Origin of the sequence: Candidatus Kurthia intestinigallinarum (genome assembly GCF_003991225.1) — a bacterium.
Taxonomy (GTDB): Bacteria; Bacillota; Bacilli; order Bacillales_A; family Planococcaceae; genus Kurthia; species Kurthia populi.
Map to the genome: position 1 here is coordinate 19,372 of NZ_JTFC01000001.1, position 26,352 is coordinate 45,723.

The window sequence follows — 26,352 nt, forward strand, 5'->3', positions numbered from 1 at the left end:
GCTAGAAAAGGGGATTACGATGGTTTATTTAGATTATGCGGCCACATCACCGATGAGTGAGGCGGCGCTTGAAACGTATGAAAAAATTGCACGACAATATTATGGTAATGCATCTAGCTTGCATGAGGATGGCTGGATGGCAAAGCAAGTACTCGACAATGCGCGCGCGATGATTGCACATATTGCAGGTGTTGAGGCACGAGGAATTTATTTTACCGGCAGTGGCACCGAGGCTAATTTAATTGGCATTATGTCGCTCGCACTCGCATCAAAGAAGCGGCACATTATTACGTCAATGGCCGAGCATACGTCGGTACATGCGGCGATGAATGCGCTTGAACGCATGGGCTATCGTGTGACGCGTTTGCCGCTACAGCAAAATGGCTTGATTGATTGTGCATTAGTTGAACGCATGATTGATAACGATACGTGCATGCTTGCGCTACAGCATATTAATCCAGAAATCGGTAGTATTCAGCCAATTGCGCAACTTGCAGAAATCGCGCGGCGCCATGATGTATTACTACATGTAGATTGTGTACAGTCTTTTGCGAAAGTGCCACTCGATTTTGTTCGGCATATTGATTCTTTTTCTTGTTCGGCTCATAAAATAGGCGGGCCTAAAAGCTGTGGAGCGGTTTATATTAAGCCGGGAAGCAGGATAGTCCCTCTTTTCCCAGGATTAACACATGAGAAGGGCTTACGAGGTGGCACAGTGGATGTGGCTGCAAATGGCGCGTTTGCAGTTGCAGCTGAGGCATGTAGTAACCAAATAAACCATCGACATTTTACAACGCTTCGAAACGTGTTAAAGAAGCGTTTAGCGGGTAATAAATACACGTTACTAGAAGCGGCTGTTCAGTATCCTGGTATTTGTGGCTTACTCGTGCATGGCTATGAGGGGCAATATGTCATGTTACGGCTAAGCGAACGAGGGGTGATGGTCTCGACTGGAAGTGCTTGTGATAGTTCGCATGAAGCGGGAACAAAAGCCATTATGGCGATGGGCGCGTCAGTTGATGAGGCGCGCCAATTTTTCCGTATTTCGTTTGGCGCCCGGACAACGATAAAGGAAATTGAAATTCTTTGTGAAATTTTAAATGATTTTTAAGACGTAAATTGTAGTGACAAGTTGTCAAATCATTCCTTGAAAGATTGATTTCACAAGAGTTTCGAGAGATTTTTGCTTATATAAAAAAACAAAAGGCTTTAATTTTAAGTTGTATGACATCTTTTTGTCAAGTCTTAAAGCCTTGAAAAGTAACGAAATTTGCTATATAGTCATAATAGAAAATCAGCTAATTGGAGGACTTACTGACATGAAAAATATTTATGCCGTTATTTTGGCTGCTGGCCAAGGCACACGTATGAAGTCTAAATTATATAAAGTTCTTCATTCTGTATGTGGAAAACCAATGGTAGAACATGTGGTAGACCATATTCAAACGCTTGATGTAGCACGTACAGTATCAATTGTTGGTCATGGTGCAGAAAAAGTAAAAGAACAACTTGGCGATAAGAGTGAATATGTACTACAAGCCGAACAGCTTGGTACAGGTCACGCCGTTCAACAAGCAGAATCATTACTAGGCGACCTTGAAGGGACAACAATCGTTATTTGTGGTGATACGCCATTGATTCGTCCAGAAACAATGAAAGCGCTTATCGAACATCATGAATCTGAAAACGCAAAAGCAACAATTTTAACTGCAGTAGCGGAGGATCCAACTGGTTACGGTCGTGTCCTACGCGCTGCTGACGGTCAAGTTGAAGCAATTGTCGAACATAAAGATGCAACAGAAGAACAACGTTTAGTAACTGAAATCAATACAGGCACATATTGCTTTGACAACAAAGCATTATTTACTGCATTGAAATCAGTAAACAATGACAACGTTCAAGGTGAGTACTACTTACCGGACGTTATTAGCATTCTAAAAGAGCAAGGTGAAATCGTTGCAGCTTCAATCTGCGATGACTTCTCTGAAACGCTTGGTGTTAATGACCGCTTTGCTTTAGCACAAGCGGAAACACTTATGCGCGCTCGCATCAATGAGAAACATATGCGTAACGGTGTCACAATCATTAATCCAGATAATACGTATATCGGTACCGACGTTGAAATCGGCCGCGATACGATTTTACTGCCAGGTACAATGCTTGAAGGGAAAGTAGTTATCGGGGAAGATTGTGTTATCGGACCGAATACGCACGTTAAAGATAGCCAAATCGGCGATCGTACAAACGTGAAAAATTCGGTTGTAGAAGAAAGTGTTATTGGAGAAGACGTAGCCGTTGGACCTTTCGCACATCTTCGTCCAGCATCGAATGTGGGCAACCACGCAAAAGTTGGGAACTTCGTTGAATTGAAGAAAACAACACTAGGTGAGGGAAGTAAAGCTTCTCACTTAACTTACTTAGGCGATGCTGAGATTGGTGCTGACGTCAACATTGGTTGTGGTACAATTACTGTGAACTATGATGGCGTTAATAAGTTCAAAACAATCATCAAGGACAAAGCGTTCGTTGGTTGTAATGCAAACTTAATGGCACCAGTCACTTTAGGTGAAAAATCGCTAATTGCAGCGGGCACGACGGTCTCAAAAGATGTACCGGACAACGCGCTTGCAATTGGTCGCTCTCGTCAAGAGAACAAAGAAAACTACGTGAAGTAATTAAATTTAAAATAATTTATAATCAAACAGGAGGCCATCATGCCGTATCAATATGCTAACTCAAATTTAAAAATCTTTTCACTAAACTCAAATGAACCCCTTGCTTCTGCAATCGCCGAGGAAATGGGCGTAGAGCTAGGTAAAAGTTCTGTAAAACACTTCAGTGATGGAGAAATTCAAATCAGTATTGAGGAAAGTATTCGTGGTTGTGACGTATTTATCGTGCAGTCAACTTCAGCTCCAGTAAACGAAAACTTAATGGAGTTATTAATCATGGTCGACGCTGTGAAACGTGCTTCTGCACGCACAGTAAACGTAGTAATGCCTTATTACGGCTATGCTCGTCAAGATCGTAAAGCACGTTCACGTGAACCAATTACGGCAAAACTTGTAGCAAACCTTCTAGAAACAGCTGGCGCAACTCGCGTAGTATTACTAGATTTACATGCTCCACAAATCCAAGGTTTCTTCGATATCTTAATCGACCACTTAGTAGGTGTTCCATTATTATCTGATCACTTCAAATCAAAAGGTTTCGAAGGTAATGATTTAGTAATCGTATCACCTGACCACGGTGGCGTAACTCGTGCGCGTAAAATGGCTGAACGTCTTAAAGCACCAATCGCTATCATCGATAAACGTCGTCCAAAACCAAACGTTGCTGAAGTAATGAACATCGTTGGTAATGTTGAAGGCAAAACATGTATCTTAATCGATGACATCATCGATACTGCTGGTACAATCACTATCGGTGCTGCAGCTCTTAAAGAGTCTGGCGCGAAAGAAGTTTACGCTTGCTGTACTCACCCAGTTCTTTCTGGTCCAGCAATCGAACGTATCGAAAACTCTGTAATTAAAGAATTAGTTGTAACTGACTCAATCCAATTATCAGAAGAGAAAAAATCACCAAAGATTCACCAACTTTCTGTTGCAAAATTATTAGCTGATGCGATCGTACGCATTTACGAAAACAAATCAGTAAGTAAATTATTTGATTAATATTTAACGTATTTGATAAGGGAACTCGGTAAAATTATCGAGTTCCCTTTTTTTATATTAGAATGCTGTCAAAGCCTATTACGATGCATGTTAGGGACTTGTTTTAATCACTCGAAAAGTAGTGCTTTTTACTCGTAAATGTTTTAATTCCATTCAGACTGGGAAGAGATTATATGTGACACAAACAAATATAAATTTTTTCGATAGATGAGAAAGGGGAAATTTTTTTATGAGTACATCAATCAAAGCAAAAGCTCGAGAAGCGCATAAGCGTTCAGTAAAAACAGAATTGCGTAAGACGGGGTACGTGCCAGCAATCGTGTACGGCTTTAAAACAGAGTCTACCCCAATCGCAGTAAACGAAAAAGAATTGGAAAAAACAATTCGTACGGAGGGCCGTAATGCAATCTTATCGTTAGATGTAGATGGCAAAAAGGTGAATGCCGTATTAAAAGAAGTACAAAAAGAGCCACTTAAAGGTAAATTAATTCACTTAGACTTCTTAGCAGTAAGCATGCGTCAAGAACTTGAGGTTGAGGTGCCAGTTGTTGCAACAGGTACATCTGTCGGCGTTAAAGAAGGCGGCGTATTACAACAACCAAATCGTGAGCTGAAATTAACGGTGAAACCATCTGATATTCCTGAAAATATCGAAGTCGATATTACAGAATTAGCAATTGGTGATACGTTAACAGTTGGCGACATCCGCGACAAAGTAGACTTTACAATTGTCGATGAGGATGACGTTGTATTAGTAACAGTATCAGCACCAGTATCTGAGGCTGAGCTTGAGGCAGATCTTGAAACAACTGAACCAGTTGCAGATAACGGTACGGTTGATGAAGAGGCTAAAGAAGAATAAGCTAGAATTGAAAAGCTTATAAATAAAAAAGGCGGGGATTGCGCAGTTGGCGTGATGCCCGCCTTTATTTTTGCGATAGTGAGTCTCCTCGGCTATTTCATACAACATATGTTAAAATAAAGGATGATTAGCAACTGAAAAGGAAGAGGTTTCACATATGAAATTATTTATTGGCCTTGGAAATCCAGGGAAGCAATATGAACATACACATCACAATGTTGGGTTCGATACAATCGATGTATTAGCAGATAAATGGGGCATCGATATGAACCAAACGAAATTTAACGCTGTTTTTGGAATGGCTCACCGCCCAGAAGGTAAGGTTGTGTTAATGAAACCATTAACGTATATGAACTTATCTGGTGAAGCAGTGCGCCCATTAATGGATTATTATGATATCGATATCGAAGACATTGTCGTTATTTACGATGATATGGATATTGATAAAGGCACCCTTCGCTTACGCCAAAAAGGTAGTGCTGGTGGCCATAATGGTATTAAATCATTGATTCAGCATTTAGGTACACAAAACTTCAACCGTGTGCGCATCGGCATTAGTCGTCCGCCACAAGGCATGAAAGTACCGGATTACGTATTATCGCGTTTTTCTAAAGAAGAATGGCCTGATATGGAAAAAGCATTCGACAAGGCGGCGGATGCCTGTGCTTTCTTCACAGAAAAACCATTTGCAGAAGTAATGAACAAGTTTAATCAAAAATAATGGATTCAGCGAATAAGGAATGAGCTTTGGCCGAATGTGAGGTCAAAGCCTTTTATATATAGCAAAAACGGGAGGAACACGAATGGAAGCTTTACGCAAGCTACTTATGCAGGATCAGCATGTTAGCCATTTTATCGAGCAGCTTGAGCAAGGTTTAAGCAATGTGCTCGTAACAGGGTTATCAGGAAGTGCAAGACCTGCCTTTATCGACACAATTTTTAAAGCATTAAATAAACCGATTTATATTATGGCACCAAACTTATTACAAGGACAAAAAATGTATGACGACCTCGCAAAATTATTAGGGGATGACGTTGTGCATTATTATCCTGCGGATGAATTTATCGCTGCAGATATGACCGTAGCGAGTCCGGAGTTACGTGCGGCACGTATCGAAACACTCGATCATTTAATTCATGATGCACGTGGTGTGTACATTATTCCAATCGCTGGTATGCGTAAGATGATGCAACCTAAAGAGGAATGGAAAAAACTACGTGTGCCATTAGTTGTTGGTGAGGACGTCGATATAAATGCGGTGCTCGAACAGCTCGTTGTGATGGGCTACAGCCGCGGTAAAATGGTGACATCTCCTGGCGAATTTGCGCTGCGTGGTGGCATTTTAGACGTGTATCCTCCGTATATGGAAACGCCAATACGTGTGGAGTTTTTCGATACAGAAATTGATTCGATTCGTACGTTTTCAGCAGATGACCAGCGCTCGATTGATAAGCTAGAACACATGATGATATTACCTGCTACGGAGTTTGTGTTAACAAAAGTACAACGTCAGCAATTGGCAGCACGACTTGAGAAGGCACTAGCGGATAGCTTGAAGCAGGTGCAGTCGGATGACATTAAAACATTACTCTACGAAAACATTCAAGCGGATATTGATTTATTACAGCAAGCAGAGTTGCCAGATTACACGAATCGTTTTGGCTCATTACTTTATGATAAGCCGGCATTTTTAGGTGACTATTTTGCGAAAGATGGCGTTGTTATTTATGACGAGCTTGGTCGCGTGCAAGAAGTAATGGAGGCATGGGAAAATGAGGAGCAGGAATGGTTCTTATCGTTAATTGAAGCGGGCAAAATGGTTCACGCGGTAAAGCCATCGTTTAATTTAAAAGAGATTATGGCAAATCTATCGCAACAATCCGTTTACTTTGCGTTATTTGCACGTAGTTTTGCCGGCGTTCGATTCCAACAAACCGAGGCCTTTTCATGTAAACCGATGCAACATTTCCACGGTCAAATGGCGATGTTACAAAATGAAATGGAGCGCTGGTTAAATAGTGCCTTCACAGTGCTATTTATGACTGAAGACGAGGAACGTTTGCCAGTTATTCAATCGATGTTTGATGAATATAATATTCATGTGCAGCTAGGGGCGCCCCAAGGACCTGGTGTTTATGCGATGGCTGGCAATTTATCGGCGGGGTTTGAGCTACCGTTACAGCGTATTGCGGTCGTAACGGAAGAAGAGCTATTTAAGCAGAAGCCGAAGAAAAAAACACGCCCTCAAAAAATGACCAATGCCGAGCGTATTAAAAGTTATAGTGAAATTAAGCCGGGTGACTATATTGTCCACGTGCATCACGGGATTGGTAAATACATCGGTATTGAAACGCTTGAGGTAGGCGGCAAACATAAGGATTATTTGAATATTATGTACCGCGGTGATGATAAATTATTCGTACCGGTTGACCAAATTGATTTAATTCAAAAATATGTGGCTTCAGAGGATAAAACCCCGAAAGTGCATAAATTAGGCGGCGCAGAGTGGCAAAAAACGAAGCGAAAAGTATCTTCTGCGGTGCAGGACATTGCGGATGATTTAATTAAGCTCTATGCCAAACGTGAGGCGGAGCGCGGCTATGCTTTCTCTCCTGATGGCGATGAAATCCGTTCATTCGAAATGAATTTCCCGTATGAGGAAACGGACGATCAACTGCGGACGATTCGTGAAGTGAAGGCGGATATGGAACGTGAACGCCCGATGGACCGACTTGTGTGCGGCGATGTTGGTTACGGTAAAACGGAGGTAGCAATCCGTGCAGCATATAAGGCGATTTTAGATGGCAAGCAAGTGGCCTTCCTTGTGCCAACGACGATTTTAGCACAGCAACATTTTGAGACGCTTCAGGAGCGATTCCAAGAAGAGGCCGTTAATGTCGGTATGCTAAGTCGTTTCCGTACGCGTAAGCAGCAAAATGAAACGATTAAAGGCTTAAAAGACGGCACGATTGATATTGTGGTCGGCACACATCGTTTATTATCGAAGGATGTTATTTACAATGACTTAGGCTTACTGATTGTCGATGAAGAACAGCGCTTTGGTGTGACACATAAGGAAAAAATTAAAACATTACGTGCGAATGTGGATGTGCTGACATTAACGGCGACACCGATTCCACGGACACTGCATATGTCGATGGTTGGGGTACGTGATTTATCGGTTATTGAAACACCGCCCGCAAACCGCTTCCCAGTACAGACATATGTCATGGAATACAACGGAGCGCTTGTGCGCGAGGCGATTGAGCGTGAAATGTCACGTGGTGGTCAGGTATTCTACTTACACAATCGTGTCGAGGATATGGCACGTGAGGTAGAAAAAATCCAGATGCTTGTACCAGAAGCACGCATTGGGCATGCGCATGGTAAGATGACTGAATCTGAACTTGAATCAATGATTTACGGTTTCCTTGAGGGTGAATATGATGTTCTTGTGACGACAACGATTATTGAAACCGGTGTCGATATGCCAAACGCCAATACGTTAATCGTCAACAATGCTGACCATATGGGCCTCTCACAACTGTATCAGTTGCGTGGACGTGTAGGGCGTTCAAATCGTGTCGCCTATGCGTACTTTATGTACCAACGAGACAAAGTGTTAACCGAAGTATCAGAACAACGTCTACAAGCGATTAAAGAGTTTACAGAGCTTGGCTCAGGCTTTAAAATTGCGATGCGTGATTTATCGATTCGTGGTGCGGGTAACCTACTCGGTGCACAGCAACATGGCTTTATTGATTCTGTCGGCTTCGACTTGTATTCACAAATGCTTGAAGAAGCGGTGAATGAGCGTCGTGCCGCAAAAGGAGAAGATACTAAACCGCGTCTACCAGACCCAGAAATCATGCTGCCATATGATGCATATATTCCAGATGAATATATCCCGGATGGCTTCCAAAAAATCCAGATGTATAAGCGCATTAAAGCGATTGATGGACAGGAAATGTATGACGAATTGATCGATGAAATGACGGACCGATTCGGTGATATGCCAGCTGAAACTGAACGTCTAATGCATATCGCGTTAATTCGTGCGTCTGCGATGAAGGTGGGCGTTGAGTCGATTAAAGAGAAAAACAAAATCGTACGCATCCAGTTTTCAGAAACGGGCTCTGGTATGGTTGACGGCGCTAAAATCGTTTCAGACTCGATGCAGTTTGGCCGTGCAGTCGGCTTCTCATTTGAAGAAAATAAATTGGCGCTCACAATTGATGAGCGTAAAGTAAGTGGTGAGCTGCCATTTGATGTACTTGAAAAATTAGTACTTAGCTTACCAGATGCATTAAAAGAAGCATAAAAAAGAGGTCGGGTGCATCCGACCTCTTTTTTTAACGTCTAGTATTTAATTACTTTATTAAATCACTCGTTGCGGTATCGATTTCTTCACTTAGTAATTCACGTGTGCCATCTGGATGAAGAAGATACAGGCGAATCCAGCCCCCCTTCTTCTTACCTATCGGCCACAAGCCTAAAACATTGATTATATGCTATACTGACGTAGAAATTTTAAACGAAAAGAGGTTGCCGGATGTCTAAGAGCAATGGAATGAAGGACTATGCGAAGGGCGTCATGGTACTGACGCTTGCGATGCTGTTTGTGAAAGTACTCAGCATGGTATATCGCATCCCTTTCCAAAACTTAGTAGGAGACGAAGGATTTTATATTTATCAGCAAGTATATCCGTTCGTCGCCGTATTTATGACATGGACGGCAAGTGGACTCGCGATTGCGATTTCTCGTGTGCTAACGGAGTCGAACGAATCCTGGGATGAATTGATGCGTGTCATGCTACGCTATTTAGTAGCACTCGCGCTCGTATTATTTATTGGTTTATATAGTCTGTCATCATTTTTTGCATCGATGATGGGTGATAGCGGCCTTGCACCACTACTTAAAGTTGGTAGTTACATTGCGCTCACCATTCCATTTTTAGCGCTTTATAAAGGTCATGCGCAGGCGACAGGGGATTTACATGTTGTCGCTAAGTCACAGGTCGCTGAGCAGCTTGTACGCGTCGCGATTATTTTAGTTGGTACATGGCTTGTCATGCGTGCCGGCGCATCCCTTTATATCGCAGGCGAGGTTGCAACGATTGGGACGGTAGTTGGTGAGGTTGCAGGGGTTTTAGTGCTGTACGTATTGCTACGTAAAAAAGCGCATATTTCATGGAAGCGTACGACCATTTCACGCGCGCGCCAGTGGCATCTAATGAAACGCTTAACGATTTATAGTATCGGCATTAGCTTGAGTAGCTTATTGCTTATTTTATTTCAGCTTGTCGATTCCTTTACAATTTTTGAGACATTAGTAGATAAAGGAATGGCCATCAACGAAGCGATGGCGGAGAAGGGGATATACGACCGCGGGCAGCCGCTTGTACAAGTTGGTCTTGTGCTTGCCTCGTCCTTATCGATGGCGATTGTGCCACTGATTACGACGGCGATGAAGCGTCATCAAAAGGCGGAGGCGGCGAATTATATGCGTCTTACCTTTAGTGTGTCGATGCTCGTTGGTGTTGCAGCAACGGCTGGATTAATGCTTGTTATGCCTTATATGAATGCGATGATGTTTAAAACAAATGCGCTATCAGGGGTGTTGTCGTTATTCGTGCTACAAATTGTTTGGCTGTCGATTATTATGCCGATGATGGCGGTTTTACAAGGACTTGGCTATACAAAACACCCTTCGCTATTGCTCATTGGCGGTTTAATCGTTAAACTTTTATGTAATGATGTCTTTATCCAATGGTTTGGTATTGCAGGCGCTGCACTTGCAAGTAATGCCGGTCTAGCTTTCACTGCACTACTACTTATTCGCTTTATCAAAAAAGTGTATCCTATCTCGCTCGTTTCACCCACATTTACACGTGGCGTGCTGTTGGCTACATTGGCGATGGCGTTTGCAGTTGAAATTTGGATTTTCGGCATCACATTCATGTGCGCCACTTATAATGTGTCATTTAGAATGACCGCCACGATTACGGCACTTACAGCAGTCTGTGTAGGAGCAATCGCATTTCTTACCGTTTGTGCAAAACGAGAGGTGCTGTCAGTCGAGGATTGGTCGGTTCTTCCATTAGGACGACGAGTGGCCGCATTCCAGCTTTATGTAAATCGCGTTAAAAAATAAAGAAACAGGTGAACTTATTATGCATCAAATTACAGTAATTGGGCTTGGCGCAGGTGATTTTGAACAACTGCCAATGGGTGTTTATAAAACGTTAAAAAATGCTCCGAAAATTTATGTTCGTACGGAAGACCATCCCGTGTTGGACGAATTAAAAGAGGAGGGCGTAACGTTCGAAAGTTTTGACCTTATTTATGAAAAACATGGCGAGTTTTTACCCGTCTATCAAGAAATCGTCGACACATTAAAAGGCTATGCGGAACATGATGATGTAATCTATGCAGTGCCAGGACACCCACTTGTAGCTGAAATGACTGTGGAGCTATTAATTGAAGAAGAAAAACAAGGCAATGTGAAGTTGAAAATCGAAGGCGGTCAAAGCTTTTTAGATGCCGTATTTGCAACATTGAAAATTGATCCAATCGATGGCTTCCAGCTTGTTGATGGTGCAACATTCTCGATTCACCATGTCAATATGAACAATCATTTACTAATCGCGCAAGTGTACGATCAATTTAGCGCCTCAGAAGTGAAATTAACATTAATGGATAAATACCATGCAGAATATCCCGTAACGATTGTGACAGCGGCTGGTTCAAAACAGGAGTCAGTTATTACTGTACCTCTTTACGAGCTAGACCACGTCGCAGAAATTAGTAATCTAACGACTGTATATGTGCCGCCTGTAACGAAGCGTGAGGATGCGCTACGCGAATGGTCAACATTCCGTGACATTATGTCAACGATGCGCGGTCCAAATGGTTGTGAGTGGGATAAAGCACAAACGCATGAGACGATGAAACGCTATATGCTTGAAGAAATGCATGAAGCACTTCAAGCGATTGATGAGCAAGATGATGAGCATATGATTGAGGAATTTGGTGATATGCTGATGCTTGTCTTCATGCAAGCGCAAATCGGTGAAGATGCTGGTTTCTTCAACTTAGAGGACCTATTAGCAGGGGCCGCTGAAAAAATGATGCGTCGCCATCCACATGTCTTTGGTGATACGGTTGTAAATAGTGTTGAGGACATTAATGCAAACTGGGAAAAAATCAAAAAAGAAGAGCATGAAGCAGCAGGAGCAGATGATGCACCAATTATGGACGGTGAATACCGTGCGATGTCTTCATTACAAACCGCTTACAATTACCAACGTCGCGCTGCTAAATTAGGCTTTGAATGGCCTGAAGATGAACAATACTGGTGGAACTTTGAAGAAGAGTTATCTGATTTCAAAGATGCTGCTTTAGCGAATAACGAAAACAAAATGGATCAATACAGTAACGCCTTAATTGCCTTTGTAAACTTAGGACGTCATTATAAAATTTCTGCAGAAGAAGCTATGCTACATGCCAATGTGAAATATGCGAAACGCTTCGGTAAAATGGAAGCACGCGTAAAAGAGAGCGGCAAAGAGTGGAAAGATTTTTCAGTCGATGAGTTACTGCAATTTTGGGCGGAAGCGAAAGGATAGATACGATGCGTTTAGATAAATTTTTAAAAGTATCACGTTTAATTAAACGTCGTACATTAGCGAAAGAGGTTTCAGAGCAAGGACGTATTACCATCAATGACAAAGTAGCGAAACCAAGTACGAAAGTAAAAGCTGGCGATGTGCTCGCTATTCGTTTTGGTCAAAAAATCGTTACAGCTCGCATTGAAATGTTAAAAGATGTCGTACGTAAAGATGAAGCTCATTTGATGTATACAGTTTTAAGTGAAGAGAAGCTAGAAAAAGTGGAACTTCAATTTATTGATGACGAAGATTAATTATAAGCCTGGTTGCCATTTTAGGTAACCGGGTTTATTTTTTTAGAAATCGGGAAAAATTACAATGATGCAGAAAAACATTTTTTCTGGAAAATTTACTATTTTTTTATAAGAAACAGGTCTAATGTTTGCCATTCGACTAAGTGTTATTTCCTGAATATAGAAATTTTAAGGATGCTACTTAAAAATCGTTTAAAATTCCGATATAATGAGTGCGAAAGAGAGGGAGTACATATGGCGAAAAGCAATCCTCAAAACAAAACGACACAATTGCACCCGGAGTTTAACCAGCAACAACAGCGCAAAATTAATTATAAAAAAAGACAGCGTAAAGTTGCCCGCAATCGCCTTATGCTTATGTTTGGCGTCTTTTTCCTTATCATTGGTGGATTGGCGTTTACGTATCATGAACAACGCCAAGTACTAGAAGAAAAACAAAAACAAAGTCAAGCTTTAACTCAGGAGTTAAAAGACCAAAAAGAATTAAAAAAAGACCTTGAAGTAGAAATTAAACAACTGAACGATGATGACTATATTGCCCAGCTAGCAAGGGAAAAGCTATTTTTATCTGAAAAAGGTGAGGTTCTATTCACTCTTCCAAAGAAAGATGAAAAGAAACAAAAAAATGATGAGTCGTCAAATTAGTGTTGTTGACACTGTTCTTTTGTTAGTTATAATAAGTAGGTAGTAGCGCGAAAAAATACGCGCAATCGATTTTATTGACTGACTTACGAGTCGCTTAAATTTTAAGGAGGAGCATTTTTTTTATGTCAATCGAAGTAGGAAGCAAAGTACAAGGTAAAGTAACAGGTATTACAAATTTCGGAGCGTTCGTAGAACTTCCGGACAAATCAACAGGTCTTGTGCATATTAGTGAAGTTGCTGATAACTATGTAAAAGATATCAACGATCACTTAAAAGTTGGTGACGTAGTTGAAGTGAAAGTAATGAACGTAGAAGCTGACGGTAAAATTGGTCTTTCTATTCGTAAAGCCAAACCAGAATCAGAACGTCAAGATCGTCCACAACGTCAAGATCGTCCGCATCGCCCACGTAACAACAATCGTGGAGGCGGTCGTCACGAAACTCGTCAACCACAAGAGAACTTTGAACAAAAAATGGCGCGCTTCATTAAAGATAGTGACGAACGTTTAGCAACATTAAAACGTGCAACTGAATCAAAACGCGGAGGTCGCGGCGCTCGCCGAGGCTAATACGTTGGAATACAGCTCAGCTATTGCATGAGTTGAGCAAGAGACTAGCATTTTTGCTAGTCTCTTTTTTATGAGCCATTTCAAATAATCTAGATGAAATCGCTTATGACCTCAAGAAGCGGGTTTTGGCTACGACATAATTAAAAATAAGTGTCATCTAAAGACTATTTCTTCATGAAAAAATAAGGTATTTTTAATTTTTTTGCATATCTTGTCAATGAAAATTTTTATTTACTAATTTTTTATCAAATCATTATGATTTTTAAGAACTACACTTAGTGTAATAGAGACAGAAATCAAAAAAACGGGGCTATTTTCGCGCTCTAACGGGTGTTTTTTATGTAAAAAATCTTTGATGAACAGAATACATGTCATTTATTTAAAAAGGTACAAAATGCGTCAAGTCAACGTCGCTTAAAAAATAATTGCTGCAAAAATAGTCCGTCAGAGAATCAAAATAGGCTCAAAAATACGAAAAAGGGGATTGTATAATCCCGTTATTGTTTCAAGTTTGTATAAATTCATCGTAATTATCGCCAAAAAATGCGTAATTATTTATGATGCTGTTCATTTCAAGCAAATGATTAGCCAATAACTAGACGTATTCGACTATAGATGACACATATTTAATTATATGTCGTATCTAAAAGACGCTTTCTAAGGTCATTGACTATTTTTTGGTATCTGTTAGTCGTTATGTTGATTGCTGCCGTATGGATTAAAATTTTAAAATCATATCGTGAAAACGGCATAAAAAAAGAAGCACTTATCAAGTAAGTGCTTCTTTAGTATGACCCCTACGGGATTCGAACCCGTGTTACCGCCGTGAAAGGGCGGTGTCTTAACCGCTTGACCAAGGGGCCGTTATTGGTGGCGGCCGAGGGGATCGAACCCCCGACCTCCCGGGTATGAACCGGACGCTCTAGCCAGCTGAGCTAGGCCGCCATTTGCAACAACAAAATTAATATTACAAGACAACGCTTGAGACGTCAACATTTTTTTCGGAGAAATAATAAATTTTTTTCATCGGGTGCTTGTTCTTACAAATATTAGGGTAATACGAAAGTAACGAGCGACTTTAGAACCTATTGCAGCGTTTAATTAAAGGGAAGTAGCGAATGAATTTCTAATCGATGCTAAACTAATAGCGAGGTGAAATCATTTGGAACTTGAAAAACAAGCGTATGACTTTATTAAACAATGTCAATTATATAAAGCACAAACGAATGTCCTCGTTGCTTGTTCAGGTGGTATTGATTCAATGGTATTACTTGATTATCTTGTAGCACAAAAACAGCGCTTAAATTTAACTTCTGTTGCAGCAGTTCATGTGAATCATATGCTACGTGGCAAAGAATCAGATGAGGATGCAGCGTTTGTCGAAGCTTACTGTGAGGCGCGCGGTATTCAGCTTTTTCTAAAAGCGATTCCGATTCCGGCATTAGTAGCAAAAGAGCAAGGAAATGTTGAAGCGATTGCACGACGCGAGCGCTATCGCTTTTTTGAAGAAGTGATGCACAAAGAGCATTTTGCGACACTATCGCTCGCTCACCATGCAGATGATCAAATTGAAAATGTCATCATGGCGTTAGCAAAAGGGCTGCAACAAGGTACGCAAGGGATGCCGGTTCGACGTGCGTTAGGAAACGCAGAACTTGTGCGTCCATTTCTATCCTCAACGCGTCAGCAAATAGAGAACTATGCAGCGAAGCATCAGCTCGTCTACCGGGAAGATTCTACAAATAATAGTGATGAGTATGTACGCAATCGTCTACGTCATCATGTCGTACCATTATTACGTGCTGAAAATCCTAATATTGCAGAGGCAGTGCGCGTATTTACAGAGCAGCGTCAGCAAGATGAGGCTTATTTTCAAATGATGGCGCAGCAAGTTTACGATGAGATTGTCATACTACGTGAAAATAATTTAATAGATGTTGATGTAAAACGATTTCAACTACAGCCAGTAGCTTTACAAAGGAGAATCATTCAACTACTATTAAAATATCTTTACAAAGATAGGACGATTATACAAAGTTATACGCTTTTGAATCGTGTACTCGACATCGCTAAGTCTAATGTAGGAAATGAATTACTTACATTACCAGAAGGGTATCAGATACGTCGCAATTACGATAAGTTTGTTATCGAAATGGCGGTCAAAACGCAAGCTGAAGCCTTTTCGGCAAATATACAGCTAAACGAATGGCTGACAGTTCCCAACCAAATGCGCGTGTGTGTACGACTTATTTCAAATGATTTGTTTGTCGAAAATGCACAGACCTATTATGCGAATCGTTCGGATTTGGGGCAATTACTCCAAATTCGTACGAAAAAGGACGGGGACCGAATGCGGCCTCTTGGCATGAGCGGCACAAAAAAGGTATCGCGCATCTTTATTGATGCCAAAATACCAGATACCGCAAGGGAAACATGGCCACTACTCGTGAACGAGCATGGAGACATACTCGCTGTCATTGGCTTACGAATGAGTACATCGTTTTCAAAAACGCGACGTGCGACGGATGATGTCGCTGTTATGATTGCGCCGACAACTTATAATGTCTAGAAGGACAATCAAGGAGGAACTTACAATGCTTCAAAAAGATATTGAAGAAGTACTACTTTCAGAGGAACAACTTCAGGAGAAAATTGGTCAACTAGGTGCTCAATTAACAGAAGAATACCAAGATAAATTCCCGTTATTAATTGGTGTTTTAAAAGGTGCAATGCCTTTCATGACAGATTTAATGAAACGTATTGACACATATGTAGAAATCGATTTTATGGATGTTTCTAGCTACGGTAACGCAACGGTATCTTCAGGTGAAGTAAAAATCTTAAAAGATTTAAACACAAGCGTTGAAGGTCGCGACATTGTTATTATCGAAGATATCATCGATAGTGGGTTAACACTTAGCTACTTAGTAGAGCTATTTAAACACCGTAAAGCGAAATCAATCAAAATCGTTACTTTATTAGATAAACCAACAGGCCGTAAAGTAGATTTAAAAGCAGATTACGTTGGATTTGACGTTCCAGATGCATTCGTAGTTGGCTATGGTTTAGACTATGCAGAACGTTATCGTAATCTTCCTTACATCGGTGTATTAAAAAAATCTGTTTACTCATTTTAAGTCTTAATTGCTTGTGAGAAATTTATGGCGAACAATCATTTGAAAGTTCGTCATTTTTAGTGCTTTTTATTGTACGCCGAAAATTGCATATGATAAGATTTATTGTAAAGTTGAAAGTATTCCCAACTTTAGTTGTATAGGAGAATCGGGATTATCTGTATTGAAAAAACCCGATTGGACTTACAGCTGAGTATACCAACAACCGTTTGAGCTACGGGGATTGTCTACTAATAGAAATGATAGCGTAATTTATACAGGTAGGATTACGTAGGCATTGTTCGTAGGAAAAAGGTTCAATAAAGTTTTTCTGTTTACCTTGTGAGGAGGCTAGGGATGAATCGAATATTTCGATACACCATACTTTATTTATTAATTTTCCTTGTTATTGTTGGGATTTTTGGCACATTCAATAGTGCAAACAAACCAACGAAAGAATTATCATATCACGATTTTGTGACAGCATTAGAGAACGGTAAAATTACCGAAGCTGATATTCAGCCCGATAATCTAGTGTATGTCGTTAAAGGTAAGTTAGAAGGATATGATAAAGGCGAAAGCTTCGTAGCAAACATCCCTCGTGATGACCAAGAGCTTATGAATGATATTCGAGCTGCTGCGAAAGATAACGCGTTTGACTTCAAACAAGCCCCAGAAACGAACGGCTTCGTTCAATTCTTTACGGGCATTATCCCATTCGTGATCATTTTAATTCTGTTCTTCTTCTTAATGAACCAATCTCAAGGCGGCGGTAATCGCATGATGAGCTTTGGTAAAAGCAAAGCAAAACTGTATGACGATCAGAAGAAAAAGGTTCGTTTCACAGATGTTGCTGGTGCGGATGAAGAAAAACAAGAGCTTGTTGAAGTGGTTGATTTCTTAAAAGACCATACGAAATTCGAGAAAATCGGAGCTCGTATCCCGAAAGGTATCCTATTAGTAGGGCCTCCGGGTACTGGTAAAACATTACTTGCTCGTGCAGTTGCGGGTGAGGCTGGCGTACCATTCTTCTCGATCTCAGGTTCTGATTTCGTAGAGATGTTCGTCGGTGTTGGTGCAAGTCGTGTTCGTGATTTATTCGAGAACGCGAAAAAGAATGCACCATGTATCATCTTCATTGATGAAATTGATGCAGTTGGTCGCCAACGTGGTGCAGGTGTTGGTGGTGGTCACGATGAACGTGAGCAAACATTAAACCAATTACTTGTTGAAATGGATGGTTTCGGTGCAAACGAAGGTATTATTATCGTCGCTGCAACAAACCGCCCAGACATTTTAGACCCTGCATTACTTCGTCCAGGACGTTTTGACCGTCAAATTACTGTCGGTCGCCCAGACGTTAAAGGTCGTGAAGCAGTACTTAAAGTACATGCTCGCAAAAAACCTTTAGATGAAACGGTAGATTTAAAGGCTATCGCTCAACGTACACCAGGGTTCTCTGGTGCAGATTTAGAAAACTTATTAAACGAAGCAGCGCTTGTTGCGGCACGTAGTAATAAGGAAAAAATCGACATGGGCGATATCGATGAAGCAACAGACCGCGTAATCGCGGGTGTTGCGAAAAAAGGTCGCGTTATTTCTGAAAAAGAACGTAACATTGTAGCGTACCATGAAGCAGGACACGTTGTTGTCGGCTTAACGCTAGATGAAGCGGAAAAAGTTCATAAAGTAACAATCGTACCTCGTGGCCAAGCGGGCGGTTATGCAGTAATGCTTCCAAAAGAAGATCGTTACTTCATGACAAAACCAGAGTTACTTGATAAAGTAGCGGGCTTACTAGGTGGTCGTGCTGCAGAAGATATCACATTTGGTGAAGTTTCTACAGGCGCTCATAATGACTTTGAACGCGTAACGGGCATTATTCGCTCGATGGTGACAGAGTACGGTATGAGTGATCGTATTGGTCAATTACAATATACGAGCAAACAAGGCGGCGGCGGGAACATGTTCCTTGGCGGCGAATCAAGTGCAGCATTCTCAGACGCGATTTCAAAAGAAATTGATGAAGAAATGCAACGTATGGTAAAAGAACAATACGCACGTACGAAAGAAATCTTAACTGAACGACGCGAACTGCTAGAACTAATCGCTCAAACACTATTAGTGGAAGAAACATTAGATGCAGAACAAATCGAACACCTTGAAAAATACGGTAAATTACCAGAACGTACGTATAGTAGTACACATACAGTCAACTCTGAAGGCCTTTCTGCTAAAGAAAAGGAAGAAGCTTTAGAGGGTGATGTACGCGGTGGAGAAGTAGTATCTGAAGAGAAAGTATCTTTAGGGAAAAATACAGACCCAACGAAAAAAGATCTACCTGATGAAAATGTTACTGGAAAAAATAATGACGGTATTCAAGAAGAACGAGATTAATTAATCCAAACAGGCGGCTGAGGCATTGACTTTAGCCGCTTTTTTGTTGCTTCAAACAGTTTCTTTTGTAACCAAAACAAATTATGTTATGATTCTTTCAGAACTTACGCAAGTCATTTATAGAAAAGAGGAATTTTAGCATGTCAGATTATTTAGTTCGAGCTTTAGGCTTTGGTGGTAGCGTGCGTGCATTTGCCGTTCGTACAACAGACACAGTAGGTGAAGCTCAACGTCGCCATGATACATGGCCAACAGCTTCAGCAGCACTAGGTCGTACGATGACAGCTGCTGCCATGATGGGCGCAATGCAAAAAGGTGATGACCTTTTAACAATTAAAGTACAAGGTGATGGCGATATTAGAGGAATTATCGTTGATGCTAATGCAAAAGGTGAAGTACGCGGTTATGCTGTGAATCCTCATGTACACTTTGATTTAAATGCACAAGGAAAATTAGATGTGCGTCGCGCAGTAGGAACAACAGGTTCTCTATCTGTCGTAAAAGATACAGGCTTACGTGATTATTTCACAGGCCAAGTAGAATTAATTTCAGGTGAACTAGGCGAAGATTTCGCATATTACTTCACAAAATCAGAGCAAACACCATCAGCAGTAGGCTTAGGTGTACTTGTAAATCCAGACGATTCGATTCTTGCAGCGGGCGGCTTTATCGTTCAAGTAATGCCAGGTGTGGATGACGAAACGATTACACAAATCGAACAAGCATTATCAAATATCGAACCCGTTTCTAAAATGATTGAAAAAGGCTATACGCCAGAACAAATTTTAGAAGCAGTACTAGGTAAAGATAACGTTGAATTTTTAGATACAAAACCAGTTGCATTCGCATGTAATTGTTCAAAAGAACGTTTCTCAAACGCTTTAATCGGTGTTGGTGAAGTGGAACTACAAGCGATGATTGATGAAGATCATGGTGCTGAAGCACAATGCCACTTCTGTATGGAAAAATATCAATATTCAGAAGAAGAGCTTGCAGGTATGATCGAAGAAATTCGCGTACAAAAAGCATCTCGCTAATTGACACGTAAAAGAGGTCAGGAGTTGATTCCTGACCTCTTTTCTTATGCCGTTAAAACAGTCTTTAGTTTTTGTACCGCTTTTGGTATTTCATTCATTTGTAGATTCGCAAACCCAATAATAAACGAACGATTGGCTGTAGGTAGCATCGTTAATAGAAATCGCTCGAGTGTGAAAAGCTCCACATTTTCCTCCTGAGCTCTTGCGATAATCTCCTCGTATGACGTAGTGGTGTCATAATGAATGATGAAATGTAGCCCTGCTGGTATATCAACAATTGTTAATTTTTCATCGAATACATGTCGCAACTCTTGAATTAGTTTTTTACGAATGCTCTCAAAATGTTGGGCCATCGTCGCTAGATGCTTTTGGTAGTAACCGTCCTTCATAAAATAGTGCAGTGTATATAAATTGAGCGTATTACATGAAGGAAGTAGGTGAGAAAAGTGTTCCTTATAGCGTTTTAATAATGCTGGAGGTAGCACCATATAACTAATACGAATGCCAGGAAACAATGTTTTTGAAAAGGTGCCCATATAAATCGTGCGCTGGCTTTTATCAAGGCTTTGCAGTGACGGAATATGCGCAGTTTCATACTTGTATTCACTATCATAGTCATCCTCGATAATGTAACGCTCCTGTGGAACATTAAGCCAGTTCAGTAGCTCAAAGCGTCGTGAAATCGGCATGATGACGCCCATTGGAAATTGATGCGCAGGCGTCGTATACAGCAGCTTTACATCACTTTTTACATGCGCTACATTAAAGCCCTGCTCATCAATGGGTACAGGGTGCACTTGCCACTGCTCTTGTTCAATTAATGTGCGGTAGCGTGCATAGCCAGGATTTTCGAGCGCAATCGTACCAGGTTCAAATAGCGCCAGTACTTGACTCATTAGACCTTGGCTAGAGGAATGAAAGATGATTTGTTCGGGCTCACAGCGTACGCCGCGTTTGAAATTTAAATGTTTCGCAAGTGTTTGACGTACTGTATAAGGACCTTGCTGATGAGAAAGATGAGAGAGCTCATCGCGAAATTCGTGGAATGCTTTATGTTCACATTTGGCCCATTCGTTATAAGGAAATTGCTGAAGATTCGTCGCCATATGCGAAAACGATGTGACATGGCGATGTTTATAAGGCTTCTCTTTTAACTCTTCAGGTAGTTTCGGCCACTTTTGCGTATCCTGACTATAATGCGTAATGTCCTCAACAAAATACCCTTTACGTTCTAAGCTATAGAGATAGCCCTCAACGATTAGTTGGTCGAGTGCGACAATGACGGAATTAATACTGACATTAAATTGCTCGGAAATTTTACGTTTTGATAATAGTTTTTCGTGAGGCTGATAGTTTCCTGATAAAATTTGTTCTTTGATGCGTTCGTACACAACTTGGTATTTATATTTTTTATCTTGAAGAATCATGCGGCACAACTCCCTTTAAGAAAACTGGTTCTTATTTTTTTTCAAAAGTGGTTCTTTTCTTTTGCTGAATAAATCGGCATAATTTCAGTAATGTTAGAAGAATAAGATTATTTACAGCGTAAAAATGTTCGAACGAGAAATAGTGTGATGTAAAAAGAAAACTCAATTTTTTTTGCACTAAAAATGACTCGGAGTCATTATACCATATTCTTATTTTTCTGAAAAATAATCAGGACATACCAAAAAGGAGGCGTCATGCACATAGCCAGTTAAACGGATCATCATAATCTGAATAAACAGGAGCTTGAAGGAGGGGACTTCGCTTGGGAATGCGAGAGAAAAGAGTGCCAACAGTGGGTATTGCTCTAATACCCATTATCACCATGGTCATCGTGTTATTTGTAGGGATTTTCATTTATGGAGCTGACCCGCACATACCGATCATGATCAGCGCTGTCGTTGCGAGTTTAGTTGCATTGTACTTGGGATTTTCTTGGAAGGAATTAGAGCAAGGTATTATCAAGGGAATTACCCTTTCCTTACAAGCATTGCTTATTCTAATTATTTTAGGAACATTGATTTCGACATGGTTAGCAGCTGGAATTGTACCGACGATGATTTATTACGGGGTCGAGTTTTTATCACAAGGTTTATTTTTACCGCTTGCCATTATCATTTGTAGTCTTGTTGCTGTTTCCTCTGGGAATGCTTGGACTGCAGCGGGAACGATTGGGATTGCGGTAATGGGTATTGGAACGGTTTTTGGTTACAACCCAGCGATGGTTGCGGGAGCTGTTATCTCGGGCTGTTACTTTGGTGATAAAATGTCCCCTCTATCTGAAACGACGAATATGTCGCCTGGGATTACAGGTGTTGAGTTGTTCGACCATATTCGCAATATGATGTTTACGACGATGCCCGCTTGGGTGATTTCGGTGATTCTGTTCTTCTTTTTAGGCTGGACACAGCATAGTAAAGGTGGAAGCGCCGATACGATTACAACATTACAAAACGATTTAGATGCATTATTCACCATTTCACCATGGCTATTGCTTGTACCGGTCGTTGTGCTCGTATTGATTGGCTTAAAAATGCCAGCGATACCGGGGTTATTAATCGGTTCCATTTTAGGACTTGTGATGGCAGTGGTTGTGCAGGGTGTTTCGATAAAGGAAATGCTCGCGATGATGGTATCAGGATACACACAAAAATCAGACAATGAAATCATCAGCAATTTACTGAACAATGGCGGTATCGAAGCCATGATGTACACGATTAGTCTCGTGATGCTCGCGATGAGTTTAGGCGGGATTTTAGAAAGCACAGGCATTTTGGAAACGCTCGTGACGAGCTTACTAAAGTTCGCGAAGTCGACAGGTAGTTTGATTGCTACGACGGTAGTGACATGTATTTCAGCAAATGTCATTGCTTGCGACCAATATCTTTCAATCCTTCTACCAGGTCGCATGTATCTTTCAGCGTATAAGAAACGCGGGTTACACCCAAAGGCATTGTCCCGAACAATCGAGGATGCTGGAACGATGACCTCCCCGCTCGTACCTTGGAATACATGCGGTGCTTTTATGGCGGCTACACTTGGCGTTGCCACCGTCCAATATGCCCCGTACGCTTTTCTTTGTATCATTAGCCCAATCATCGCCGTCATCTTTGGCTACTTCGATATTAAAATTGCGAAGCTTGATACCTATGATGAAATTCATGCACACGACGATGAGGAACCACCTGAAGAAGAACAACACCGTCCATACATTTTAAATAATAAAGTTGATTTCGACTAAAAAGGAGAGAGTAATCATGACAAAAAACCAACAAGTAGCAAATTATATTAACCAAGTTTTAAGCTTAGTAGAAAAGAAAGAGTTAACGCCAGAGGATGCAAAATGGATTACAGAAGAAACAGTTGAAGGCTTCCGCGAAAATATTAACCCGGGCTTCTTAGAGTATCGTAAAACGGTAACAGTTGATAACCAATTTGCCGCAGTAGAATGGTCAGATGAGGGCTCTCATTTTAAAGATGTTAATGGTAAAGAATACATCGATTGCTTAGGCGGCTTCGGTATTTACAATGTCGGTCACCGTAACCCGAAAGTATTAAAGGCGGTAACAGATCAATTACAACACCAAGCACTTCACTCACAGGATTTATTAGATCCACTACGCGGTATGCTTGGCAAAGTATTAGCAGAAATTACGCCAGGGGATTTAAAATATTCATTCTTCACAAATAGTGGGACGGAATCTGTAGAGTGTGCGCTGAAAATTGCGAAAATGTACAATACAGAGCGCTCAACTTTTATCGCAGCAACAAAAGCCTTCCATGGTAAAAGTTTAGGTGCATTATCAAGCACAGCAAAAGGCATTTTCCGTAAGCCATTCCAACCGTTAATTCCAGGATTCCGCCATGTACCATACGGTGATTTAGATTATATGCGTAAAACATTTGAAGCATGTCAGGCAACAGGTGATGACGTAGCAGCGGTTATTTTAGAGCCAATCCAAGGTGAGGGCGGTATTATCATCCCAACGCGTGAATACTTACAAGGTGTCCGCGATTTATGTGACGAGTTCGGCGCATTATTAATCTTTGATGAAGTACAAACAGGGATGGGGCGTACAGGTGCGATGTTCGCATCCGAGTTATTCGGCGTAACACCAGATATTTTAGCGCTAGCAAAAGCATTCGGCGGTGGTATTATGCCAGCAGGTGCGGTTGTTGGGAATGAAAAAGTATTCTCGGTATTATTCGAAAATCCATTCATGCATACGACTACATTTGGTGGGAACCCACTTGCTTGTGCAGCAGCACTTGCGACAATTAGCGTTTTAATCGAGGACGAGCTACCACAACGTGCGGCAGAAGTCGGTGAATATATGCTAAAAGGTCTTCGCGAGGCAGCGGAAGCACACGGTGATAAAGTATTAGAAATTCGTGGTATCGGCTTAATGATCGGTATCGAATTCCACACAGATGAAATCGGCTATGAGGTATCAAAAGGAATGTTCGATGAGGGCGTGCTTGTAGCAGGTACATTAATCAACTCGAAAACAATTCGTATTGAGCCACCACTAACCATTTCATATGAAGAGGCAGACCAAGTAATTGGGACATTTAAAAAAGTATTAGCAGAGAAGTTTGACGAAGCGTTAGTAAAATAACAAATCATATGAAAAGGGGATGACAAAAATGGAAGCAACGCAAGCAGTGAAAACATTAAAAAACTATATTAATGGTGAATGGCAGGCGCCTTCATCAGACCGCGTGGAAGATGTTATTAATCCAGCGACAGGTGAAGTGATTGGGAAAATTGCCTTTTCAACAAAAGAGGATACGGAGCGTGCAATTGATGCCGCACGTCAGGCATTTGATAGTGGTGTATGGGCTGACGCAACAACGCATGAGCGCGCAGCTGTCCTGTTGAAAATTGCTGATTTAATCGAAGCTGAAGCAGAAGAACTCGCAAAAGCAGAGACAATCGATAATGGTAAAATCTTAGCCGAAGCCGAATTTGATGTAGCTGATGCGGCGACATGCTTCCGTTATTACGCGGGCATTATTATGCACCCAGATGGCGAAACCTATCACGTGCCGGACAACGTACAAGCGATGGTCGTGAAGGAGCCAGTTGGCGTGACGGGTTTAATCGTACCGTGGAATTTCCCAATTTTAATGTCTGTATGGAAACTTGCACCAGCGTTAGCAGCAGGGAACGCCATTGTATATAAGCCTTCAGAGGTAACACCAATGAATGCACAGCGTTTATTTGAGATTTTTGAAGAAGCGGGTGTCCCACACGGTGTGGTAAATATGGTTGTCGGCGACGGTCCAACGGTCGGTCAGACAATTTCAGAAAGCCATGAGGTGGACATGGTGTCATTCACAGGAAGTACAGCAGTTGGCCGTGAAATTATGAAAGCCGCTGCTGGTAATTTGAAAAAGATTTCGCTTGAACTAGGTGGTAAATCGCCAAATATCGTTTTTGCGGATGCCGATTTAGAAACGGCGGTTGATTATGGTTTATTTGGTATTTTCTTTGGCTCAGGACAAGTGTGCTCAGCAGGGAGCCGCATCCTAGTAGAGGAAAGTATCTATGACCGCTATGTAGAGCGCTTTGCAGAGCGTGCGCAGTTGATCAAAGTAGGACCAGGGTTAGATCCTACATCGAATATGGGTGCAATCGTTAGTGAGAAACAGTTGAATCGTATTTTAGACTATATTGAGATTGGTAAATCAGAAGGCGCGCGTCTTGTTGCAGGCGGGAAGCGTGTTGTCGATAATAATCTTGATAAAGGATTCTTTATAGAGCCAACAGTGTTTGCAGATTGTACGCCAGAGATGCGTATTGTACGAGAGGAGATTTTTGGACCGGTCGTGACGATTCAAAAATTCTCAACAGAGGAAGAAGCAATTCGTCTCGCAAATGATACCGATTATGGCCTTGCAGGGGGCGTGTTCTCGGGTGACGGTGCGAAGGCGCTGCGCGTCATTAAAAAAGTACGCGCTGGGATTACATGGGTGAATGATTACCATCCAACATATGTAGAAGCTCCTTGGGGTGGCTACAAGCAATCTGGGATTGGTCGTAGCTTAGGCAAGTACAGCCTTGAAGAATTCCAAGAAGTGAAGCAAATTAATATCCGTTTATCTGTCGAACCAAACGGCTGGTTCCCGGCAGAGTAATATA

The 26,352-nt window shown here is 41.3% G+C and carries 19 protein-coding genes and 2 tRNA genes; 18 read left to right on the forward strand and 3 right to left on the reverse strand.

Annotated elements, in window-relative coordinates:
• Positions 1-19: 19 nt before the first annotated feature.
• From QI30_RS00130 to QI30_RS00180, 11 genes are all read left to right on the forward strand, one after another.
• Entirely contained in the window at positions 20-1,111 is a 1,092-nt protein-coding gene (locus tag QI30_RS00130; RefSeq protein ID WP_126988943.1) for an IscS subfamily cysteine desulfurase, read from the forward strand.
• Between the two features lie 208 nt (positions 1,112-1,319).
• Positions 1,320-2,675, forward strand: a complete 1,356-nt coding sequence (gene glmU, locus QI30_RS00135) for a bifunctional UDP-N-acetylglucosamine diphosphorylase/glucosamine-1-phosphate N-acetyltransferase GlmU (protein ID WP_126988944.1) — start codon at positions 1,320-1,322, stop codon at positions 2,673-2,675.
• Positions 2,676-2,714: 39 nt separating this feature from the next.
• Complete coding sequence (locus QI30_RS00140) at positions 2,715-3,674, forward strand: ribose-phosphate diphosphokinase (RefSeq protein ID WP_126988945.1); 960 nt, start codon at positions 2,715-2,717, stop codon at positions 3,672-3,674.
• 229 nt (positions 3,675-3,903) lie between these two features.
• On the forward strand, positions 3,904-4,536 hold the full coding sequence (locus QI30_RS00145) for a 50S ribosomal protein L25/general stress protein Ctc (RefSeq protein ID WP_126988946.1): 633 nt from the start codon (positions 3,904-3,906) through the stop codon (positions 4,534-4,536).
• A gap of 157 nt (positions 4,537-4,693) precedes the next feature.
• Positions 4,694-5,257, forward strand: coding sequence for an aminoacyl-tRNA hydrolase (gene pth / locus QI30_RS00150; protein ID WP_126988947.1), 564 nt, complete (start codon positions 4,694-4,696; stop codon positions 5,255-5,257).
• Positions 5,258-5,339: 82 nt separating this feature from the next.
• A complete protein-coding gene (gene mfd / locus QI30_RS00155; RefSeq protein ID WP_126988948.1) occupies positions 5,340-8,858 on the forward strand; it encodes a transcription-repair coupling factor in 3,519 nt (1,172 codons plus the stop codon).
• Positions 8,859-9,089: 231 nt separating this feature from the next.
• A complete protein-coding gene (locus tag QI30_RS00160; protein ID WP_126988949.1) occupies positions 9,090-10,691 on the forward strand; it encodes a putative polysaccharide biosynthesis protein in 1,602 nt (533 codons plus the stop codon).
• 19 nt (positions 10,692-10,710) lie between these two features.
• Positions 10,711-12,165, forward strand: coding sequence for a nucleoside triphosphate pyrophosphohydrolase (mazG, locus tag QI30_RS00165; protein WP_126988950.1), 1,455 nt, complete (start codon positions 10,711-10,713; stop codon positions 12,163-12,165).
• A 5-nt stretch (positions 12,166-12,170) separates the two neighbouring features.
• The gene (locus QI30_RS00170) at positions 12,171-12,461 is read left to right on the forward strand and encodes an RNA-binding S4 domain-containing protein (protein ID WP_126988951.1); all 291 of its coding nucleotides are present in this window, start codon (positions 12,171-12,173) and stop codon (positions 12,459-12,461) included.
• 234 nt (positions 12,462-12,695) lie between these two features.
• Complete coding sequence (locus QI30_RS00175; RefSeq protein WP_126988952.1) at positions 12,696-13,106, forward strand: FtsB family cell division protein; 411 nt, start codon at positions 12,696-12,698, stop codon at positions 13,104-13,106.
• A 122-nt stretch (positions 13,107-13,228) separates the two neighbouring features.
• Complete coding sequence (locus tag QI30_RS00180; RefSeq protein WP_126988953.1) at positions 13,229-13,675, forward strand: S1 domain-containing RNA-binding protein; 447 nt, start codon at positions 13,229-13,231, stop codon at positions 13,673-13,675.
• A gap of 791 nt (positions 13,676-14,466) precedes the next feature.
• On the opposite strand, the gene QI30_RS00185 is transcribed toward QI30_RS00180, so the two are convergent.
• Both QI30_RS00185 and QI30_RS00190 read right to left on the reverse strand, forming a co-directional pair.
• A tRNA-Glu gene (locus QI30_RS00185) sits at positions 14,467-14,538 on the reverse strand.
• A 5-nt stretch (positions 14,539-14,543) separates the two neighbouring features.
• Positions 14,544-14,620 (reverse strand) — tRNA-Met (locus QI30_RS00190).
• Positions 14,621-14,837: 217 nt separating this feature from the next.
• Here QI30_RS00190 and tilS point away from each other — a divergent pair.
• The 4 genes from tilS to hslO all read left to right on the forward strand — a co-directional run bounded on the left by tilS (position 14,838) and on the right by hslO (position 20,222).
• Positions 14,838-16,244 (forward strand): tRNA lysidine(34) synthetase TilS, encoded by a 1,407-nt coding sequence (tilS, locus tag QI30_RS00195; RefSeq protein WP_126988954.1) that lies wholly within the window; start codon positions 14,838-14,840, stop codon positions 16,242-16,244.
• 25 nt (positions 16,245-16,269) lie between these two features.
• Entirely contained in the window at positions 16,270-16,812 is a 543-nt protein-coding gene (gene hpt, locus QI30_RS00200; protein ID WP_126988955.1) for a hypoxanthine phosphoribosyltransferase, read from the forward strand.
• 333 nt (positions 16,813-17,145) lie between these two features.
• A complete protein-coding gene (ftsH, locus tag QI30_RS00205) occupies positions 17,146-19,185 on the forward strand; it encodes an ATP-dependent zinc metalloprotease FtsH (RefSeq protein WP_126988956.1) in 2,040 nt (679 codons plus the stop codon).
• 140 nt (positions 19,186-19,325) lie between these two features.
• The gene (gene hslO, locus QI30_RS00210) at positions 19,326-20,222 is read left to right on the forward strand and encodes an Hsp33 family molecular chaperone HslO (protein WP_126988957.1); all 897 of its coding nucleotides are present in this window, start codon (positions 19,326-19,328) and stop codon (positions 20,220-20,222) included.
• Positions 20,223-20,266: 44 nt separating this feature from the next.
• Here the strand turns inward: hslO and QI30_RS00215 are convergent, their stop codons facing one another.
• Entirely contained in the window at positions 20,267-21,649 is a 1,383-nt protein-coding gene (locus QI30_RS00215) for a PLP-dependent aminotransferase family protein (RefSeq protein WP_126988958.1), read from the reverse strand.
• A gap of 329 nt (positions 21,650-21,978) precedes the next feature.
• Here QI30_RS00215 and nhaC point away from each other — a divergent pair, with 329 nt between their 5' ends.
• Genes nhaC through QI30_RS00230 form a run of 3 tightly spaced genes read left to right on the forward strand, consistent with a single transcriptional unit; the run spans position 21,979 to position 26,348 of the window.
• Positions 21,979-23,448: a Na+/H+ antiporter NhaC gene (gene nhaC / locus QI30_RS00220; protein WP_126988968.1), complete on the forward strand. Its 1,470-nt coding sequence runs from the start codon at positions 21,979-21,981 to the stop codon at positions 23,446-23,448.
• Positions 23,449-23,464: 16 nt separating this feature from the next.
• The gene (locus QI30_RS00225) at positions 23,465-24,826 is read left to right on the forward strand and encodes a putrescine aminotransferase (protein ID WP_126988959.1); all 1,362 of its coding nucleotides are present in this window, start codon (positions 23,465-23,467) and stop codon (positions 24,824-24,826) included.
• 46 nt (positions 24,827-24,872) lie between these two features.
• Positions 24,873-26,348: an aldehyde dehydrogenase family protein gene (locus tag QI30_RS00230; RefSeq protein ID WP_126988969.1), complete on the forward strand. Its 1,476-nt coding sequence runs from the start codon at positions 24,873-24,875 to the stop codon at positions 26,346-26,348.
• Positions 26,349-26,352: the final 4 nt, after the last annotated feature.

Coding starts and splice junctions, on each gene's coding strand:
- glmU (WP_126988944.1), top strand. CDS start 1,320: ATGAAAAATATTTATGCCGTTATTTTGGCTGCTGGCCAAGGCACACGT.
- QI30_RS00215 (WP_126988958.1), bottom strand. CDS start 21,649: ATGATTCTTCAAGATAAAAAATATAAATACCAAGTTGTGTACGAACGC.
- mfd (WP_126988948.1), top strand. CDS start 5,340: ATGGAAGCTTTACGCAAGCTACTTATGCAGGATCAGCATGTTAGCCAT.
- ftsH (WP_126988956.1), top strand. CDS start 17,146: ATGAATCGAATATTTCGATACACCATACTTTATTTATTAATTTTCCTT.
- hslO (WP_126988957.1), top strand. CDS start 19,326: ATGTCAGATTATTTAGTTCGAGCTTTAGGCTTTGGTGGTAGCGTGCGT.
- QI30_RS00160 (WP_126988949.1), top strand. CDS start 9,090: ATGTCTAAGAGCAATGGAATGAAGGACTATGCGAAGGGCGTCATGGTA.
- QI30_RS00130 (WP_126988943.1), top strand. CDS start 20: ATGGTTTATTTAGATTATGCGGCCACATCACCGATGAGTGAGGCGGCG.
- pth (WP_126988947.1), top strand. CDS start 4,694: ATGAAATTATTTATTGGCCTTGGAAATCCAGGGAAGCAATATGAACAT.
- QI30_RS00145 (WP_126988946.1), top strand. CDS start 3,904: ATGAGTACATCAATCAAAGCAAAAGCTCGAGAAGCGCATAAGCGTTCA.
- QI30_RS00225 (WP_126988959.1), top strand. CDS start 23,465: ATGACAAAAAACCAACAAGTAGCAAATTATATTAACCAAGTTTTAAGC.
- QI30_RS00175 (WP_126988952.1), top strand. CDS start 12,696: ATGGCGAAAAGCAATCCTCAAAACAAAACGACACAATTGCACCCGGAG.
- QI30_RS00170 (WP_126988951.1), top strand. CDS start 12,171: ATGCGTTTAGATAAATTTTTAAAAGTATCACGTTTAATTAAACGTCGT.
- mazG (WP_126988950.1), top strand. CDS start 10,711: ATGCATCAAATTACAGTAATTGGGCTTGGCGCAGGTGATTTTGAACAA.
- QI30_RS00180 (WP_126988953.1), top strand. CDS start 13,229: ATGTCAATCGAAGTAGGAAGCAAAGTACAAGGTAAAGTAACAGGTATT.
- hpt (WP_126988955.1), top strand. CDS start 16,270: ATGCTTCAAAAAGATATTGAAGAAGTACTACTTTCAGAGGAACAACTT.
- QI30_RS00140 (WP_126988945.1), top strand. CDS start 2,715: ATGCCGTATCAATATGCTAACTCAAATTTAAAAATCTTTTCACTAAAC.
- nhaC (WP_126988968.1), top strand. CDS start 21,979: ATGCGAGAGAAAAGAGTGCCAACAGTGGGTATTGCTCTAATACCCATT.